Origin of the sequence: Photobacterium phosphoreum (genome assembly GCF_002954725.1) — a bacterium.
GTDB lineage: Bacteria > Pseudomonadota > Gammaproteobacteria > Enterobacterales > Vibrionaceae > Photobacterium > Photobacterium phosphoreum.
This window is the reverse complement of the sequence record NZ_MSCQ01000001.1, coordinates 151,364-168,132: the sequence shown is the minus strand read 5'-3', so window position 1 is coordinate 168,132 and position 16,769 is coordinate 151,364. Positions and strand designations below refer to the sequence as shown.

At 37.1% G+C, this 16,769-nt stretch carries 19 protein-coding genes and 2 pseudogenes; 15 read left to right on the top strand and 6 right to left on the bottom strand.

Annotation, left to right across the window (positions count from 1 at the left end; all coding sequences use genetic code 11):
* Positions 1–2 precede the first annotated feature (2 nt).
* Together BTO21_RS00675 and BTO21_RS00670 are read right to left on the bottom strand one after the other, a co-directional pair.
* Entirely contained in the window at positions 3–1,058 is a 1,056-nt protein-coding gene (locus tag BTO21_RS00675; protein ID WP_045032838.1) for a hypothetical protein, read from the bottom strand.
* Between the two features lie 222 nt (positions 1,059–1,280).
* Positions 1,281–1,847: a recombinase family protein gene (locus BTO21_RS00670; RefSeq protein WP_045032836.1), complete on the bottom strand. Its 567-nt coding sequence runs from the start codon at positions 1,845–1,847 to the stop codon at positions 1,281–1,283.
* Positions 1,848–2,142: 295 nt separating this feature from the next.
* Between BTO21_RS00670 and BTO21_RS00665 the strand changes: the two genes are divergently transcribed.
* From BTO21_RS00665 to BTO21_RS20390, 7 genes and pseudogenes are all read left to right on the top strand, one after another.
* The gene (locus BTO21_RS00665) at positions 2,143–2,355 is read left to right on the top strand and encodes a hypothetical protein (protein ID WP_105026652.1); all 213 of its coding nucleotides are present in this window, start codon (positions 2,143–2,145) and stop codon (positions 2,353–2,355) included.
* An 84-nt stretch (positions 2,356–2,439) separates the two neighbouring features.
* Positions 2,440–3,045, top strand: coding sequence for a type II toxin-antitoxin system toxin DNA ADP-ribosyl transferase DarT (gene darT / locus BTO21_RS00660; RefSeq protein WP_045027632.1), 606 nt, complete (start codon positions 2,440–2,442; stop codon positions 3,043–3,045).
* A gap of 14 nt (positions 3,046–3,059) precedes the next feature.
* Complete coding sequence (darG, locus tag BTO21_RS00655; RefSeq protein ID WP_105026651.1) at positions 3,060–4,127, top strand: type II toxin-antitoxin system antitoxin DNA ADP-ribosyl glycohydrolase DarG; 1,068 nt, start codon at positions 3,060–3,062, stop codon at positions 4,125–4,127.
* 396 nt (positions 4,128–4,523) lie between these two features.
* Positions 4,524–4,974: pseudogene (locus BTO21_RS00650) on the top strand (tyrosine-type recombinase/integrase); the annotation flags it as partial.
* 21 nt (positions 4,975–4,995) lie between these two features.
* Positions 4,996–5,187 (top strand): annotated as a pseudogene (locus BTO21_RS00645) (JAB domain-containing protein); the annotation flags it as partial.
* Positions 5,184–5,309 carry a hypothetical protein gene (locus BTO21_RS20315; RefSeq protein WP_258179360.1) on the top strand — a complete coding sequence of 42 codons (126 nt, stop codon included), beginning with the start codon at positions 5,184–5,186 and terminating at the stop codon, positions 5,307–5,309. The pseudogene BTO21_RS00645 and the gene BTO21_RS20315, both read left to right, overlap by 4 nt.
* Positions 5,310–5,429: a DUF2787 family protein gene (locus tag BTO21_RS20390; RefSeq protein ID WP_107188171.1), complete on the top strand. Its 120-nt coding sequence runs from the start codon at positions 5,310–5,312 to the stop codon at positions 5,427–5,429.
* A gap of 221 nt (positions 5,430–5,650) precedes the next feature.
* Here BTO21_RS20390 and BTO21_RS00640 read toward each other — a convergent pair whose 3' ends face one another.
* Both BTO21_RS00640 and BTO21_RS00635 read right to left on the bottom strand, forming a co-directional pair.
* On the bottom strand, positions 5,651–6,295 hold the full coding sequence (locus BTO21_RS00640; protein WP_082056790.1) for a hypothetical protein: 645 nt from the start codon (positions 6,293–6,295) through the stop codon (positions 5,651–5,653).
* 627 nt (positions 6,296–6,922) lie between these two features.
* Positions 6,923–8,434 carry an APC family permease gene (locus tag BTO21_RS00635; protein ID WP_045027629.1) on the bottom strand — a complete coding sequence of 504 codons (1,512 nt, stop codon included), beginning with the start codon at positions 8,432–8,434 and terminating at the stop codon, positions 6,923–6,925.
* Between the two features lie 721 nt (positions 8,435–9,155).
* On the opposite strand from BTO21_RS00635, the gene BTO21_RS00630 reads away from it, so the two are divergent.
* The gene (locus tag BTO21_RS00630) at positions 9,156–9,368 is read left to right on the top strand and encodes a hypothetical protein (RefSeq protein ID WP_045027627.1); all 213 of its coding nucleotides are present in this window, start codon (positions 9,156–9,158) and stop codon (positions 9,366–9,368) included.
* Positions 9,369–9,655: 287 nt separating this feature from the next.
* Complete coding sequence (gene cspE, locus BTO21_RS00625) at positions 9,656–9,868, top strand: transcription antiterminator/RNA stability regulator CspE (protein WP_045027626.1); 213 nt, start codon at positions 9,656–9,658, stop codon at positions 9,866–9,868.
* On the opposite strand, the gene BTO21_RS00620 is transcribed toward cspE, so the two are convergent.
* The gene (locus tag BTO21_RS00620; RefSeq protein WP_045027622.1) at positions 9,863–10,051 is read right to left on the bottom strand and encodes a hypothetical protein; all 189 of its coding nucleotides are present in this window, start codon (positions 10,049–10,051) and stop codon (positions 9,863–9,865) included. The two genes, cspE and BTO21_RS00620, sit on opposite strands and share 6 nt — an antisense overlap.
* 176 nt (positions 10,052–10,227) lie before the next feature.
* On the opposite strand from BTO21_RS00620, the gene BTO21_RS00615 reads away from it, so the two are divergent.
* The 6 genes from BTO21_RS00615 to yjjX all read left to right on the top strand — a co-directional run bounded on the left by BTO21_RS00615 (position 10,228) and on the right by yjjX (position 15,823).
* A complete protein-coding gene (locus BTO21_RS00615; RefSeq protein ID WP_045027620.1) occupies positions 10,228–10,764 on the top strand; it encodes an HPP family protein in 537 nt (178 codons plus the stop codon).
* Positions 10,757–11,173, top strand: a complete 417-nt coding sequence (locus BTO21_RS00610; RefSeq protein ID WP_045027618.1) for a universal stress protein — start codon at positions 10,757–10,759, stop codon at positions 11,171–11,173. Before BTO21_RS00615 ends, BTO21_RS00610 begins: the two co-directional genes overlap by 8 nt.
* A gap of 373 nt (positions 11,174–11,546) precedes the next feature.
* Positions 11,547–12,104, top strand: coding sequence for an alkyl hydroperoxide reductase subunit C (ahpC, locus tag BTO21_RS00605; RefSeq protein ID WP_045027617.1), 558 nt, complete (start codon positions 11,547–11,549; stop codon positions 12,102–12,104).
* A 253-nt stretch (positions 12,105–12,357) separates the two neighbouring features.
* On the top strand, positions 12,358–13,938 hold the full coding sequence (gene ahpF, locus BTO21_RS00600) for an alkyl hydroperoxide reductase subunit F (RefSeq protein WP_045027615.1): 1,581 nt from the start codon (positions 12,358–12,360) through the stop codon (positions 13,936–13,938).
* A 595-nt stretch (positions 13,939–14,533) separates the two neighbouring features.
* Positions 14,534–15,172, top strand: coding sequence for a helix-turn-helix domain-containing protein (locus tag BTO21_RS00595; RefSeq protein ID WP_045027614.1), 639 nt, complete (start codon positions 14,534–14,536; stop codon positions 15,170–15,172).
* A gap of 135 nt (positions 15,173–15,307) precedes the next feature.
* Complete coding sequence (yjjX, locus tag BTO21_RS00590; RefSeq protein ID WP_045027612.1) at positions 15,308–15,823, top strand: inosine/xanthosine triphosphatase; 516 nt, start codon at positions 15,308–15,310, stop codon at positions 15,821–15,823.
* Between the two features lie 60 nt (positions 15,824–15,883).
* On the opposite strand, the gene trpR is transcribed toward yjjX, so the two are convergent.
* Positions 15,884–16,198, bottom strand: coding sequence for a trp operon repressor (trpR, locus tag BTO21_RS00585; RefSeq protein ID WP_105026650.1), 315 nt, complete (start codon positions 16,196–16,198; stop codon positions 15,884–15,886).
* Between the last annotated feature and the right edge of the window lie 571 nt (positions 16,199–16,769).

Below are 16,769 nucleotides of genomic sequence, written 5' to 3'. Positions count from 1 at the left end.
TTTTAAGACCTTAATAGTAAGGTGTTTATTATATTCGAAAGCATTAGACTATCTTTAGGTTCTTTTATCACAATGCTTTCACATTTTTTAGCATCCCAATGTGTTCTCGTTGGGTCGAATGATAGTTCCATTTCAAAGTCATCGTGATTAGGGTAAAGATAACGCAATGTAATTTGAAATGGATGATAAGTATTTCCATTAGCACTTACATCATGCTTTGCGAGTTCGGGTCTGCAGCAATGACCTGGATCATTACAAGCACTTGAGGTTTGATGCGGTTTTTCTTCAAATGTTGCCACTCTACCCCAGCTTATTCTGCCAGCATTTTGGTCTTCATAAAGTGACTTGATAGCTTCAAAAAAGTTTACAGGGGTACCATCAACTTTTCCGCCTCGAACGTTCACGTCATTAACAAATGCGATTTTGAGTTGCTTGAGCTCATCTAGGGTATCGCTTTTGCGTATCTCACATGATAGTCGATATTCTACTCTATCACTCGTATGAGGAACAAAAACTGTGTGAAATGCTTGAGAGTGTGCAAGCTTATAGGAGTTTTGCTTTATTCGAACAGAAGAATAAATAAGAGCGTAACCACCATTTATATCTGAAACTTTGCACAACTTTACGCCAGTTTCGTACGTAACACCATCTTCTAAATCGAATTTAGAAGGATATAAGTTGACTACTTGTGAATTTGTTCTTGCTTGAGTACCCATGGCAGCTATTTGCGTTCTTAACAAGGTTGCAGTAGCGCTGTCTAGCTCAACGATTTCATAGCGATGATTAGCGCTAGATAAAAAACGATCGATGGTATCAGCTAGTGCACCTACAGTGCAGCGAGCCTTGTTAGCGTCTTTAGACTCTATATCAGTTTTGATGCGCTCTCTCAAAGACCCCCAACGACCAGTTGTGCTGAAACCAACATTTTCAAGAAGGAAACGGAAATAAGTCAACCCTTCTGTCTGTCCGACGGAAGCTAGTAACTTATCCAGTGTAATATCTGTCGCTACTTGAGAAGTAGACTGTGGAGAGGTTGTTTGACTATTTACTGAGCCCATACTTATTTTTACTTATAGTTTACTGATTTCATAATATTACCTTGAACTCACCTGATCTTGAATAAATATTAACTAATAGTGAGACGACCGAGGTAAATTAAGTCAATTCGAATACTCGGTGGCTATAAGCTTTCAACTGGGCGAATTACAGCGAGATTTATCAGCCGAAAATCTCGTTAGTTTCAAATGGGATAGAAATACGTCAGCCTAACAATTAGGATTCTATTTATTCCAATGTCTTTTCACTGTGGCAATACTTATCCTTAATTCTTTCGCCACATTAGTTTGTGATAATCCACCAGCTTTTTTTTCTTGTACTGCGATGGTCGTATTACGAGCTTCTGGTCTACCCAACTTCTTACCCTGAACTTTTGCCCGTTCAATCCCTTCTTTGGTTCGTTCTCTTATGCGATTCCGTTCAAACTCAGCAAAGGCTGCAAACATTTGTAGCATTAGCTTTCCTTCTGCACTTGATAAATCAGCAACGGGTAAATCTAAGCAAACGACCTTAACCCCTTTTTGGGTTAATAAATTAATCGTATTTTGTACATCAATATTGTCACGCCCTAAACGGTCTAATTTTAAAACGACTAACATATCACCCGTTTCCATTTGGTGATTAATAAGCATTTTAAATTGCTCTCGCTTCATTGCTTCAATTGAGCCTGAAACCGTTTCACTTACAATACGAGAATCAGAGACTTCATAACCTTTTTGACGAATAGCAATAATTTGGTTTTGTGTTGTCTGTTCTGTTGTTGATACTCGACAATAAGCAAAAATACGCATCTATGTTTAATTCCATCTGAATTGGTGTCATAAATTATAGTATCATTTAAAATAAGTATCATAAATGTTATACCCTATATTTTTGATACCAGTTTAAGTAATAAAAAACTGGTATCAATAAACGGAGTGTTTTTGATACTAACAGCATGTTTTGCCCTAAACTTCTTACAGTCTCAATATTCAGTGTCTTTTTCAAAGCGATTAATTAACTTCAATGCACCATCAATTGTCGAGTCATGTTGCCGCTTCGCATCTTTCAGATACTTGATGTATTCATATATAATTTGAGCATTATTTGTGTTTTTTTATTCATCATCAAATACCGTATCTAAAGGGTAATTTAAAAGGGCTGTTTCACTTAGGATTAGATGACTTCCCTCAAGCCATTGATGATGCAGTAATGAATAGTAATGAGTCACACCAAGAAATGATGATGCAATACCTATCCAACCCAGAACTGGCAAAAGGCTTTGCCCGTGTCGTGTTTGATATGTTGAAGGGAGCATAGCAACCACCAGCACAATGACTGTAGATTAAGCTATTACAGTCATTATTTTTGTTCTTAATTTCATAACACAAGGACAGCATATCAGTGAGCATTAAGGTCTCTCATATTACGCACGTTAGTAATCTCAACAATATTATTGCTGAAGGCTGCTTATGGTCTGATGCAAAACGTATTGAACTGAATCTAACTAATGAAAATATTGGCTATAGCCACATTAAGGCACGCCGCCTACAACATTCTGTAACAGTTGCTGCTGGTGGCTACATTGGGGAATATGTTCCTTTCAATTTTTGTCCACGATCAGTCATGTTATATGTCATTCATCACGGTCATGAAAACTACCAAGGTGGGCAAGAACAAATATTGCACCTTATTAGTGATATCGACACGATTAGAGCAACTGACTCAGATTGTTTTTTCACAGATATTCATGCTGATTTAGCCTTTGCAGAGCAAATAGACGATTTCAGTCGTATTGATGAACTTGATTCTAAGAAAATTCATGCAAAATATTGGCAAGACTGTAAAGAAGAAAAACAGGCGGAATTTTTAGCTCACCAATCAGTTTCTTGGAATTGTATTCGACAGATTGGCGTAAAAACGCCAGAATTAGCCGAAGAAGTAAAAAAAATTATCGCATCATCTAACCACCAGCCAGATGTTGTCATTAAACCTGAGTGGTATTATTAATTGAGTAGTTCACAATGATTTCGTACGTTAAAGGCAATATTCTTCACGATCAAGCTGATGCCATTATCAATACCGTCAATACTGTTGGCGTTATGGGTAAAGGCTTAGCTTTGCAGTTTAAGAAAGCATTTCCTGATAATTTCAAAGCTTACAAATTAGCTTGTGACAATAAAGAATTAACGACAGGACAACTGTTATCTATACCTACTCACTCAATGAATGCCCCTTACTTTATTATTAACTTTCCAACTAAAGCACACTGGAAAGGCAAATCAAAAATAGAGTATATCCGTGAAGGGTTAATCGCCTTAAAGAAAGAAGTTGAGCGTTTAAATTTAACATCAGTCGCTATACCTGCTCTTGGTAGTGGTTTAGGTGGATTGCCATGGTCTGAGGTTGAATCTGAAATCTTAAGCTCATTAAGCGACATGCCTAATGTTGAGTGGCGTTTATATCCCCCTCAAAATGCACCACAAGCTGAATTGATGGTAAATAAAACCCCAAAGCCGAGAATGACTATTGGTCGCGCGGCAGTTATAGGTTTAATAAATCAATACCTATCAACAGGTTTACATTACAACCTATCACTACTTGAAGTTCAAAAACTGGTGTACTTTTTAACAGCATCAGGTGAAACACTGAATAAAGTTCAGTTTCAAAAGCATCACTATGGTCCGTATGCCGATGTGTTACGCCACGTACTTAATAAAATGGAAGGTCATTTTATTTCTGGCTACGCTGACGGTAAAAATACGCCAGACGTTCCAATTTCATTGAAGCAAGATGCTATTACCAGTGCGCAGTCATTTTTAGACTCTCACCCAGAGACAAAGCATCACTTTGATGAGGTAACCAAACTGGTCAATGGCTTTGAGTCACCTTATGGCATGGAATTACTTTCAACCGTTCACTGGGTCGTTACTCATGAATGCGCAGGTGATGAAATTAATCCCGATGATGTAGTGAGTAAGGTTCACTCATGGAGTGAGCGGAAAGCGCAAATGAAGCCAGTTCATATAAAGGCTGCATTAAAACGGTTATGTGATGAACAGTGGTTAAATAAGGTTGCGCCGTCTTATTAAAGTAGTTGTAAAATAAAACGCGAAAACAATATGCATCAAATATTACTTATTGTGTAATTTAATTTGTGACCTTCTCCCCAAAAAACTAAAAACAAGATCCACTTCACATAATACAAAAAATACACTAACAAAAACATTTAGTAGTACCGATAGTAGTATCGTCAATAATCAAATCGAACAATAACAATTAAAAACAAACACATACAGCATCAGTTACGATGACGCCAGCCCACCAAACGTTTGGAAAGGGCCACTTCTTTGGAAGTGGCCTTTTTTAATACCTAAAATTCAGTAAAATCATCGTATTAGCTTATTTTACGTCCTTATGTTCCCTCTATTGACTTACTTTAGCTCACCGTTGATATGCAAGGTTATGGCTGTCCTTTGTTTTGCCCCCCGATTATTATTAGCATTCTTCGACCTATTGAAGCCAAAGGCAGTTTAGAAACCGTAAAGCGTTTAACTCAGCGCCTTAACGAGATCATGAACTACTCGGTCAACTGTGGCTTAATACTTTCTAATCCACTTAGTGGCATAAAAGCGGCATTTAAAAAGCCAAAGAAAGAAAACATGGCATCACTCAAGCCTGAAGAGCTACCAGAGTTAATGAGTGCTATTGCTAACGCTTCAATAAAACGCACAACCCGTTGTCTACTTGAATGGCAATTACATTGCCATGACGCGCCCCGCAGAGGCTTCAGGTGCTCGTTGGGATGAGATAGATCTAGATACTAAGATATGGTCAATTCCACCAGAGCGAATGAAGAAACGTCGTGAACACCGTATTCCATTGACTGAACAAGCATTAGCTCTACTTGAAACAACGCAGCCCATTAGTAGGCATCGTTGAAGTGGTCAAGTAAAAGTGGCATTTAACTGCAATGCTGCTGCGGTGATCTTTGCTCATAACCATCCATCAGGAATAGCTGATCCGTCTAATGCGGATAAACAAATCACGCAAAAACTCAAAGATGCCTTAGCGCTGATTGATATTCGAGTGCTAGATCATTTTGTGGTGGGAGAAACGTGTATCTCTTTTGCTGAACGGGGGTATTTATGATTGAACAACACTATGGCGAATTACAATTGTCACTCGCATTACATCGTCACCTTGAAAAGCTATTGAGCTGTTATACGATCCCCGTTCAAGCAACGCACTTAGTAATAAATTTAGAGCGTTAAATTATTATCAAACAAGGGCTACACCCGGTAGAAATACAACTCAAGAAAAGTGGTGATCAATGGCTGGTGGTATTTATTGCCAGTTTTTCATTTATTAACACGCATCATATTTCGCTGTAGTTTAGCAGGCAGACTGTCCATAGTGGCGGTCTTTTTGTATCTGGACGTTACCGTGTATTTATTATTTGTCTTTCCCATTTTAACCTTTTATTTGTTTGTTAATGATGATTAACTTTATCACTTAACCACCATTAACAAAAAGTAACTTTTCTTTTAAATTATATATATTCTATCAGAATTCTTAATCAATCTTTGACGCCTTAAATTGATGTGTCATTCTTTTATCCTAATATTGGGATGGCTACAATCATTGGCGTGCCGCTAACAGAGCATAATCCGATCTTAACATTGGGGACGAACGTTAATGCTTCACTTACATTATCGCCCTGTTGTGTCGTCACTTGAATAACACAACCAACGCCATCGATTTGCATCGCCTTTGTCGATTTAATCCAGCCCTCAGCTTTGCTTGATGCTTTACAGATTAATCGGAATGTGTCCCCATTCCCGAAAAATTCAATATCTTTTACGTTAACTTTAGAGCCTGATACATCGCTATTATATAGTGTCTTGCTCATATTTCCGCCTACGTGATATTGCTCTTTTGCAATCGTGGCCTCAATGTGATCAGGCGTGATTCGAGGCGCTGTTAATCCAGCAGCCTCAATTTTGTTTTCGAGATCTTCTACGTCTATATTATTGCGCTCTCGAAATACAGCATCAGATTGATGATAAACACCTAGATTATCAATCTTAATGATCCAATCGCCAACCGCAACGTCCGCAAAATGTTTAAATTTGATTTTTACATTGCCAATAAAAATATAGCTTACAGAATTTTCTGATTTAGATTTAATCATTAAATCATGCTCAGTAACTTGATGCGCCATTCTACTACATGGCTTGCTTTTATATGATTCAAACATAAATTTCAATCCTTAATTATTTGCTATAACGTAAAATTGCATCACATTTTTGTAAATTTGTAATTCCATTATTATCATCTAAATATCCACCTATAAATCTATATAGCGGGTTTTCACAATATCTGCTATATAGATCAACATTAGATGATTTAACATCGCCATACTGCTTAACTGTCTCTATTTTTACATATGAGTTTCATTAAACTTCTACTTAAATCAATATCTTGGACTACATTCGCACATGAAAGCAATATGGCGGCTATAGCTAAAACTAGCGCTACTTTATTAAAAGTATATTGTTTTACTATCACTTTTATATCCTTTCGGTTATGAATAATAAAACCTAACACGAGTAAAACGGGGCTGTGAAGTGGCCAGTTTTACTGACCACTTCAATATATTGAAGTATTAAATAATAGCCGCTTCAATGTCACGATAACTAAGCTTATAAAAACGTACTAACAAACAGTTATTAATATGAGAAAGGATGAAAACGAACAACCTTTTAAAACTCATAAATGATAATGTTTATTTAATCATAAACGCAGATAACTTTGCGACAGAACCTAGAACCAGAATGCTTGTCTGTATTTAGTGTTTGAGGCTGATTACCTAAACTTTAATATTTCAGGCAATCTCTTCACCAACTATCTCTTCATCAACTATTTCTTCTTTTCCTTTTTCTTTTTCTTTTTTACAAAAATCAACATATTTTTGATTCGTAACAAATAAGAAAAAAGCAATTGAAAGAGCGAGAGAAACAATCCAATTTGGAGAGATGTATAATAACCATAAATAGATCATAAAAGGCGCTGAAAATAGTAATAAATGAGCAAAGCCTTGTTTCCTTTGGATGACCCAAAAGACTAATACTAAGATAGATAAAGAAATATTCATCATCAATAAATCACCACTTGGAATAGTCGTCATAATCATTCCAAGACAAGTGAAAACCACTAAACCAAAAGCTTTTGTTTTTGGTTTTAAGGCACTCATACTTACAGGAGCAGCCATATATCCAATAATATGGTATCCCGTCACCACCACCATCAATGATGCCCAGCTTTTTGCATTCCAAAGCACTAAAGCCGTTAATATAAAATTAATGATCATTGAGCGCTTTGAAAAATTATATACGGGACATAACTTTGCTATCCATCTTGGCATTTGTCCTTCTTTTGCCATCGCGTACAACATTCTTGAAGCAGAGCCTAAATAGGCATAACCGGTTCCTGATGGACTAACAACACTATCGGCAACTAATAATATCGCTAAGAAGTTAATGCCTAGCAATATAGCTAAATTCATTAAAGGGGACGAGAAATTCAATGATGCCCAACCATTCGCTAAAACTTCATGAGGTATGGCACCCATAAAAGCAAACTGTAAGCACAAATATAAGGTCAGAACGATCCCAATCGAATAGATAATTGCTTTTGGGATATTGCGGGTAGGATCTTTTATTTCACTAGCAAAAGCGACTGTTGTCTGAAAACCATTAAACGAATAAATTAATCCCGCACCGACTATTGCTGTAATGGCAGAGCCTGCACCAAAACCGCCTGTTGTAGCTAAATGGAAATTACTGGTATCAAAATGTGCAAGCATTAAAACACCAATCGTAAATAATGGCGTAAATACTTTTAAAACGGTTATGACGTTATTAATTTTAGCTAATAGCTTAACCCCATAATAGTTAATCACTAAATAAAGCACTAAAATTCCCAGTGCCAACAGTTTTCCATTAAGGGTTAAACCATCATCACCCATCAAAGATTGCTTATCTATGGCCGCTGAAAGGTATTGTGTTGTTGCTTGCGCCTCGGTGGCGACAGTGACCATAATGCCAAACCAATTGGCAAAAGAAAACGGCATTCCAAATACATTGTTATGAGATAATGAACTAGAGCGAGTTGTTGCCCCTCGAACAGGGTAAATGGCTACCACCTTTGAAAGACACATTCCTACAGATAGCACTAACAGTGCAGCTAATACCCAAGCAAGAAAAGCCCAATTTCCAGCTTCTTTTGCAGCAAGCTGTGAGCTGAACAGCCACCCAGACCCCACCATGCAGGTTGCACTTAGGGCAACTGCGCTAAATAAAGATATTTTTTTATTTGGTGTTGCAATATTACTCATTTTTGTCTCCCACTATTTATATTTAACGAGACTATTTTCCATAATATATAGCCAAACTATCTGAAGATGCCTTGCGTAGAGCAAAATAGAGAGGCAACCATTTTCTGAGTGATGATGTTTTAATTTAGAACACTAAACCTTCAACTTTATACTTTGAAATGGTCACCCTAGATCCATACATCTTCAAGTATCTTGCTATATATAAGATAAGAAAATTTCAAAAAAAACCAAAAATCACTGTCTTTTTTAGTTTTTATGCCTCTGATATATAAAGCTTATTTGTGATTAATTCAGAAAAATATTATTACGTATATATTGGGGGGACTATCACAAATTGAGTTTATATGGCTTTAAATGCAATCAATATTAATTATGTCAATATTATTGCCAATCTCCAGACGGGCTTATTACAAACACTCTGAATTAATAAATAAATCCTAAAATTTATTTATTATTACGTACCCTAAAATTAAACGGTTCTTTGCCTAATATCAGTTTCGATGAGGTGTTAAAAAAAATACAACTAATGCCGCGTTATATCACCTCAACCAGTATTCTCTATAGGTATATACCATACCATTAAGAGTTAACGTAAAGTGTGATGATTGTAGCACTGCTGTTAATTTAATCTATTTGCCATAACTGATGCTTTTCGACTCAGTCAATTATAAAACTAAATAAAATCCAGTTTAAAAGGTATCACTGTGGTCCGTATGACGATGTGTTACGCCATGTACTTAATAAAATGGAAGGTCATTTTATTTCTGGCTACGCTGACGGTAAAAATACGCTAGACGCTCCAATTTCATTGAAGCAAGATGCGATTACCAGTGCGCAGTCATTTTTAGACTCTCACCCAGAGACAAAGCATCACTTTGAGGAAGTGACCAAGCTGGTCAATGGCTTTGAGTCACCTTATACGTTGTATTATTAGGTAGTTGGGTATTAATGACTAAGCAAAAACTCATACCACCACTATTATTTTCATTAATATCAATAAAAATAGCTGTACAAAAAACGAACAGGTGCTATTATCTGCCTCGTTCTGTTGTTCAGGACGTTATTAAATGCAACACCAAGTAACAGTTAAACTTTTAGCTACATCAACGTTATCGTTTTGTATCTCAGTGTTTCCCTTGTTTTGGCAGTAACATTAATAATTTAACCACTTAATACATCGCATTTTAGCGGTTAATTAATCATCTATATAAGGGGCATCACATGTCTAATACAACAACTGGTCTAGTAAAATGGTTTAACGAAGAGAAAGGTTTTGGTTTTATTACTCAAGACAACGGCGGTGCTGACGTATTCGTTCACTTCCGTGCTATCGCTTCTGAAGGCTTCAAGACATTGGCTGAAGGCCAAAAAGTGTCTTTTGAAGTAGAACAAGGTCAAAAAGGTCTTCAAGCTGCAAACGTTGTAGCTTTATAATTTATCTTTGCTGATAAATAAGAAAATGCTGGCTATATAGCTGGCATTTTTTATACCTGCTATTTGACCACCTTCTTTACCATCCTCACTATTGTCGCCCAACTCCCCCCTCACGTTAGCAGAGCGAATACCAATCCCATTAATTAAATGCCCATCGTGCAAAAGCAGTAGATTTTCTATCACCCTCTAGAATATTCACGGTCGGGAATAACGAACATGATGCTTAATAATTGCTAATGTCACAAAGTGGGATCATGATCGCATTCTTAGATAATACTTATAGAGTATTAATAATCATCTCATTAAAGCACATCTGTCATATACTATTAATATATTGTACTCATAAGTAAGTGTTGCGAATGGCTGATATACCAAAGGGGATCCATTATAAGATCACCCACCCAGCTCATAAACTGTGGATGATTGCGTTAGTTGCCGCTGCAGGCTCTGCATTATGTATTGGTATCCTTGCCTTTGTAGATGGTGTTGCCAAAGGTGACTATTTATTAGTCGCGCCGTTTGGTGCCACAATGGTGTTGGTCTTTGGTTTACCACAAAGTCCTTTAGCCCATCCTAAAAATGTCGTATTCGGTCACCTGACGACAGCGATCATCGGCATTATATTTGCCAATCTTTTACCTGTAACGTTTTGGTCTCTCGGCTTGGCGGTTGGCGTGGGGATTTTTATGATGATCATTCTTAATGTTACTCACCCACCAGCTGGGGGAAATCCGTTATTGATCATGTTAGGTGCTCATACCAGTATTCTATTCGCGTTTTATCCGATTTTTGCAGGTAGCTGCATCATTGTTCTAATTGCACTGTTGTACCATGCATTAGTTTCTCGCTTAGAATATGCATGGGTTAATAAACCGAAAGAAGGTAAAGATGTATAAAAAAGTATTGTATGCGCTAGATATCGATTCTAAACCCTATCTTCTCAAAGCGATTGCGTTAGCTGATCAACTCAATGCAGAACTGTTTGTGGGTTATGCAACGAATCTTGATGATCAGCTATTTTCTGATGACACCTATTTAGGAGACCAAGTAGGAGATGAGATTGTTAATACAGAAAAAGTTGCGCTAGAAAATAAAATAAAGGCGTTAATTTCTGGTACGACGTTAAATAGAGATCATATTTATATTGTCGGAGGGCCTGTTGGAATGGCTGTTGAACGATTGGCGACAAAGCTATCCGTTGATTTGGTTGTTATGGCAAATTCTCATCATTATTTTAGTTTGCTTGCAAAAAATGCTCTTCTAATAAAACTCGCCACTCACCATGATATTTTAAGTTTCTCTTGATAAAAAACGGGTTATCTCTTTTAAAAATGTCCTACTTTATTATCCAATAAAGTAGGACATTTTTATTAAGCTTATTACTCCATCTGATCCGTAAATGAATCCCTTCTATATAGCAATGCGAGTATCGATAGCAATATTGATTGACCACTTCAGAGCTTTGTTTATCCCCTTAACAATCCCCTTCAGACCTCACATCTATTATTACGTATCACCTTTCATTAAAACATTCGCTTATCAACAATAGGTTCTAGCTATCGAATGTATCGGCTGTAACGATTTCCTTAATATCCCCGTTTTGACAATAATGGCTCCAGAGATTTGATTTGCACTACAGCATAAAGAATTAAAATTATATTCAAAAGGATTCCATATTATGATCAACACTGAAATCAAGCCATTTAGCGCTACTGCATACAAAGAAGGCAAATTCGTAGACATCACTGAAAAAGATGTTTTAGGTAAGTGGGCGGTATTCTTCTTCTACCCTGCTGACTTTACTTTTGTATGTCCTACTGAGCTTGGCGACCTAGCTGACCATTACGCAGAACTACAATCTCGCGGTGTTGAAGTATTCTCTGTATCTACTGATACTCACTTCACTCACAAAGCATGGCACGACAGCTCTGATACTATCGGCAAAATCAACTACTACATGGTAGGCGACCAAACTGGTAACATCACTAATAACTTCAACGTTATGCGTGAAGGTCAAGGTCTTGCAGACCGCGCTACTTTCCTAATGGACCCACAAGGTGTTATCCAAGCAATGGAAATCACTGCAGAAGGTATTGGCCGTGAAGCTGAAGACCTAATGCGTAAAGTGAAAGCAGCACAATATGTTGCAGCGCACCCAGGTGAAGTTTGTCCTGCAAAATGGAAAGAAGGCGAAGCAACACTAACTCCTTCTCTAGACCTAGTTGGTAAGATCTAATCTTATTGACCATTGATGACAATATTCGTTTTTGACGCCGAATCCGAAATAAATATTATTCATCTTACTTTTAAATAATCTACTTATTTAAAAGTAATAAGGCATCAAACATACATCGCATGTTTGGTGCCTTATTAATTAACAGACATTCAAAACATATTTACGCCTTTTTATATAGGCAATATGTCGTATAACAGTAGACCCGCATTGATTATCTGCTGTTAAGCCGTGAACAAATTAAAAAGGCAAGATTATGTTAGAACAAAGCATGAAGCAGCAGCTAAAAGCATATTTAGAAAATTTAAAAACTGACGTCCAACTGGTATTAAGTTTAGACGATAGTGACACTGCACAAAAACTGCATGAACTGGCTTACGAGATTGCAGAACTAAACGATAAAGTTAGTGTTATTGAAGATAATAATGCCAGCGCACGTAAACCTGTTATGCAAGTGGTTAACCCAACCAAACAGACCTCAATGAGCTTTGCTGGTCTGCCAATGGGTCACGAATTTACATCATTGGTATTGGCACTACTGCACAGCGGTGGTCACCCAATGAAACTGGAACAAGCGGTTATCGATCAAATCGCAGCATTAGATCAAGACATCATCGTTGAGACTTTCATTTCACTTTCTTGCCAAAACTGTCCTGACGTTGTGCAAGCTTTCAATATGATGGCTGCTATCAACCCTCGTATTAAAAGCAGCATGATTGATGGCGCTGCTTTCCAAGCAGAAGTCACTGAACGTAATATCATGGCGGTACCGACTGTTTATGTAAACGGTGAAGTATTTGGCCAAGGTCGTATGTCGCTAACTGAAATTCTAAACAAATTAGATACAGGTGCCGCTAAAAAAGCCGCAGCAAGCTTAAATGATAAAGCCCCTTTTGATGTATTAGTGGTTGGCGGTGGTCCTGCTGGTGCTTCTGCCGCTATTTATGCAGCACGTAAAGGTATTCGCACTGGTGTTGTCGCTGAACGCTTCGGTGGTCAGGTGATGGATACTATGTCTATCGAAAACTTTATTTCTGTTCAAGAAACAACAGGTCCTCATTTAGCAGCAAGCCTAGAAGAGCACGTAAAACAATACAACGTTGATATCATGAGTGAACAACGTGTTAAGAACATCGTTGCAGCGGCAGATACTGAAGATGGTTATGCCCATATTTACCTTGAAAGTGGTGCAATTTTAAAATCTCGCAGCGTGATCATCAGTACCGGTGCTCGCTGGCGTGAAATGAATGTCCCAGGTGAGCAAGAATACCGTAATAAAGGTGTGGCTTACTGTCCTCACTGTGATGGTCCATTATTTAAAGGCAAACGTACTGCGGTTATCGGTGGTGGTAACTCAGGTATTGAAGCGGCAATTGACCTAGCGGGTATTGTTGAACACGTTACTGTACTTGAATTTGCTGACACATTACGTGCTGACCAAGTGTTGATCAATAAAGCAGAAAGTATGCCTAACATCGACATTATTAAAATGGCACAAACAACAGAAGTGGTTGGCGATGGCACTCGTGTTACAGGTATTAGCTACAAAGATCGCAACACTGATGAAATCAAACACATCGAACTTGCAGGTATCTTTGTTCAGATTGGTTTAGTGCCAAATACTGAATGGCTAAAAGAATCAACCGTTGCATTAACACCACGTGGTGAAATCGAAATTGGTGCTCACGGTAATACTAACGTTAACGGTATCTTTGCGGCAGGTGACGTCACTACTGTACCTTTCAAGCAAATCATTATTGCGATGGGTGAAGGCGCGAAAGCAAGTTTAGGCGCATTTGATTACTTAATTCGTACTCCAGCGCCTATCGCTAAGTAGTCGTATTATTATTTAAAAGGTCCACCCTCATGAGGATGGGCCTTTTTTACACCTTGCAACTTACACAATTTAAACACTGCTTAAATTCCTATTAAGTATTAAAATCATTATCAATAGCTATTTAAATTACCGCTAATATTTACCCAGTCAATACTGTAATTAATACCCATAAAAACTATTTAATATTACTATTGATTTAACTATTAATAATAAGATTTATTTTACAAAAAACACAACATTTTACAAAAATAAAAACAAATAGCATTATATTATTTAACACTTAAGAGTTTACTTTTAAGTTATTAAAAATCATGACGTTATAATTTTTCATTGTTTCACCGCCCTCATTGAAAACGATACAACGATTACTGCCACAACCAAAACATTAGCCTCTCATTCTCAAAACTTATTTTTTTCTGCGTATTTTGTTCCACTTTTTACCCATCTTTCCTGTGGGGTATATTTCTTTAACCAAATCAATCGCACTTTTTAAGTAACAATGATTCCTTTTCTACACTTTTGGGTAAGATGTTTTATAACTCTTGAGAATGAATTTATCATTTACATCCCCTATTTGAAGCAGGAAGCTAGTTACATGGAATATTTAGAAAGAATTAAGCGTTTGGCTAAAGTTCAAGGTATTAGTCAAAAGCAACTTGGTGAAGCATTAAGCCTTCAACAAGGTACAATGAGCCGTAAACTTTCAGGTAAATACGGCATTGAAGTACGTGAACTAGAAAAGATTGCTGAAACACTAAATACATCAATTGGTTACATCCTAACAGGACAAATTGATACAGGTACACAGGCAACGACGACTATCAGTACAGAACATGATAGCTCAGCAACGTGCACATACATTCCTGTGATCCACCGTAAAGATTTTTCAGCTTACAACTTAGGTGATTCTGTTGAGGTGATCAGCAAGCGTGCTATTCCCCAACATTTAGATCGTGATGCATGTCTAGGCTTGTTCATTGATAATGAAAACATTGCTCATTGTGCGCCAGTAGGCAGTTACGCATTAGCAACTAAAGAAGCAGCTTATCGTCCAAAGCAACCAGTGTTTGCTTCTGTTCGTGGCAGTGAGCCTGATTTTTACCACATGACTCAACTGGCTGATGGCGTTGTATTCTCAACCTCACAACCTGATTTCCCTAACCTATTTGTCAATAATGGTGAGTTCCAAATTCACGGCTACATTATTCAATCAGATTGGGCTTACGACCGTTAATCACAGCGGACTGCTTAATTGGGGATAAAAAAAAGCTCATCTTTTTTAGATGGGCTTTTTTATTTGCTGTAATTCATACCATAAATAGGCTAATTTCAATCTTCTTCTTTTATCCATTTAACTGAACATATCATTATGCCAACCATTATTGTCGCATCCACTAATCCCGCAAAAATTACCGCCGTCACCGATGCATTTAACGCCGCCTTTCCACAGCAATTATTTACCACCACCGGTGTCAGTGCTGTTAGTGGGGTACGCGATCAGCCTTTAACTTGTGAAGAAACATTATTAGGGGCTAATAACCGCATTATTTCGTGTCGCGAACGTTATCCCGATGCCGATTACATCGTCGGCTTAGAGGCCGGGCTCGACGCCAATTTTACATTTGCGTGGATGGTGATTGAACATCAAGGAAGAAAATCTACAGCGCGGTCTGCATCATTACCATTACCGCCACTGGCATTAGAAAAAATAGCCCAAGGAATGGAATTAGGAGATGTGATGGATGAAATGTTTGCTCAACAAAATGTCAAACAAAAAGGCGGTGCCATTGCGATGCTGACCCACCATTTATTAAGCCGTAGTAGTGTCTATCAGCAAGCATTAATTTTAGCGTTAATTCCTTTTTTAAATCCTGAATTATACTAAAGACAACACAGCGTTTATTAATAATAGCGCTGTGTTAACTACTACTAATAATAAATGCTATTAAGAGGCAGAAGAACCATTTTTTGCTAAGAAATCAGCTAACCATGCTTTAGTTTCATCATCTTGATGTTTAAGTTCATTGGAACCTCGAGTAATTGTTGCTACCCCGACACCGAGTAATTCGCTGATTTTACGCTGACTACGTTCACCATTAAGTAACTCATGGACAATATTCACTCGAGCAATTAATGCTTCTCTTTCATCATGAGTTAATAACACTTTAAAGAGTAACTGATCTCTTTGTTGTGCAGAAGCTTGCTGAAGCAAGTCTAAAACCTGCTGCCAGTCATTATACTTCGGTGAATCTACAGCCATTGTTATCTATCCCATAAGGCATTATCTTAAGGTTGCAGTGTACCGCGATTCCTACATCAGACCAAGTAAGTGTTATCTTTTATAACTCATAATCTAATCAATAAATACCCGTGTTAACACTCTTTATCTATAATAATAAATATTCTTATTTTTAATAACTCACTCTCTTTTAGACCATTATTATTATGCTTTTTTATTCGATAATAAAATCGCTTACTTAAAAGTTAAATAACAACAACTGCACACAGTAAATCATAATCAATAACATATCTTAATACGTGTTATTTTGTTGCTTTACGACAAAGAACCTCTTCTATAACATGTCATCTATTAACTGATTTCAGGATACAACAGGAAATATATAAAATATTCCTGTAATATTTAAAATAAAAACACATTGAATACAATATATCTATGGGCAGGAACACATACATACAATTTTATAATTAAAAACTGACATAGAGATAACATAGTAAGTAACACCAATACCATTAATTTAGTTATACTTAGTCTTCAAAGTTAATACTGATAATCTGTTGATATATAAAAGTACAAATAAATCTATTGATTT

Coding starts and splice junctions, on each gene's coding strand:
- BTO21_RS00675 (WP_045032838.1), bottom strand. CDS start 1,058: ATGGGCTCAGTAAATAGTCAAACAACCTCTCCACAGTCTACTTCTCAA.
- BTO21_RS00670 (WP_045032836.1), bottom strand. CDS start 1,847: ATGCGTATTTTTGCTTATTGTCGAGTATCAACAACAGAACAGACAACA.
- darG (WP_105026651.1), top strand. CDS start 3,060: ATGATTTCGTACGTTAAAGGCAATATTCTTCACGATCAAGCTGATGCC.
- BTO21_RS20315 (WP_258179360.1), top strand. CDS start 5,184: ATGATTGAACAACACTATGGCGAATTACAATTGTCACTCGCATTACAT.
- BTO21_RS00640 (WP_082056790.1), bottom strand. CDS start 6,295: ATGTTTGAATCATATAAAAGCAAGCCATGTAGTAGAATGGCGCATCAA.
- BTO21_RS00635 (WP_045027629.1), bottom strand. CDS start 8,434: ATGAGTAATATTGCAACACCAAATAAAAAAATATCTTTATTTAGCGCA.
- cspE (WP_045027626.1), top strand. CDS start 9,656: ATGTCTAATACAACAACTGGTCTAGTAAAATGGTTTAACGAAGAGAAA.
- BTO21_RS00615 (WP_045027620.1), top strand. CDS start 10,228: ATGGCTGATATACCAAAGGGGATCCATTATAAGATCACCCACCCAGCT.
- BTO21_RS00610 (WP_045027618.1), top strand. CDS start 10,757: ATGTATAAAAAAGTATTGTATGCGCTAGATATCGATTCTAAACCCTAT.
- ahpC (WP_045027617.1), top strand. CDS start 11,547: ATGATCAACACTGAAATCAAGCCATTTAGCGCTACTGCATACAAAGAA.
- ahpF (WP_045027615.1), top strand. CDS start 12,358: ATGTTAGAACAAAGCATGAAGCAGCAGCTAAAAGCATATTTAGAAAAT.
- BTO21_RS00595 (WP_045027614.1), top strand. CDS start 14,534: ATGGAATATTTAGAAAGAATTAAGCGTTTGGCTAAAGTTCAAGGTATT.
- yjjX (WP_045027612.1), top strand. CDS start 15,308: ATGCCAACCATTATTGTCGCATCCACTAATCCCGCAAAAATTACCGCC.
- trpR (WP_105026650.1), bottom strand. CDS start 16,198: ATGGCTGTAGATTCACCGAAGTATAATGACTGGCAGCAGGTTTTAGAC.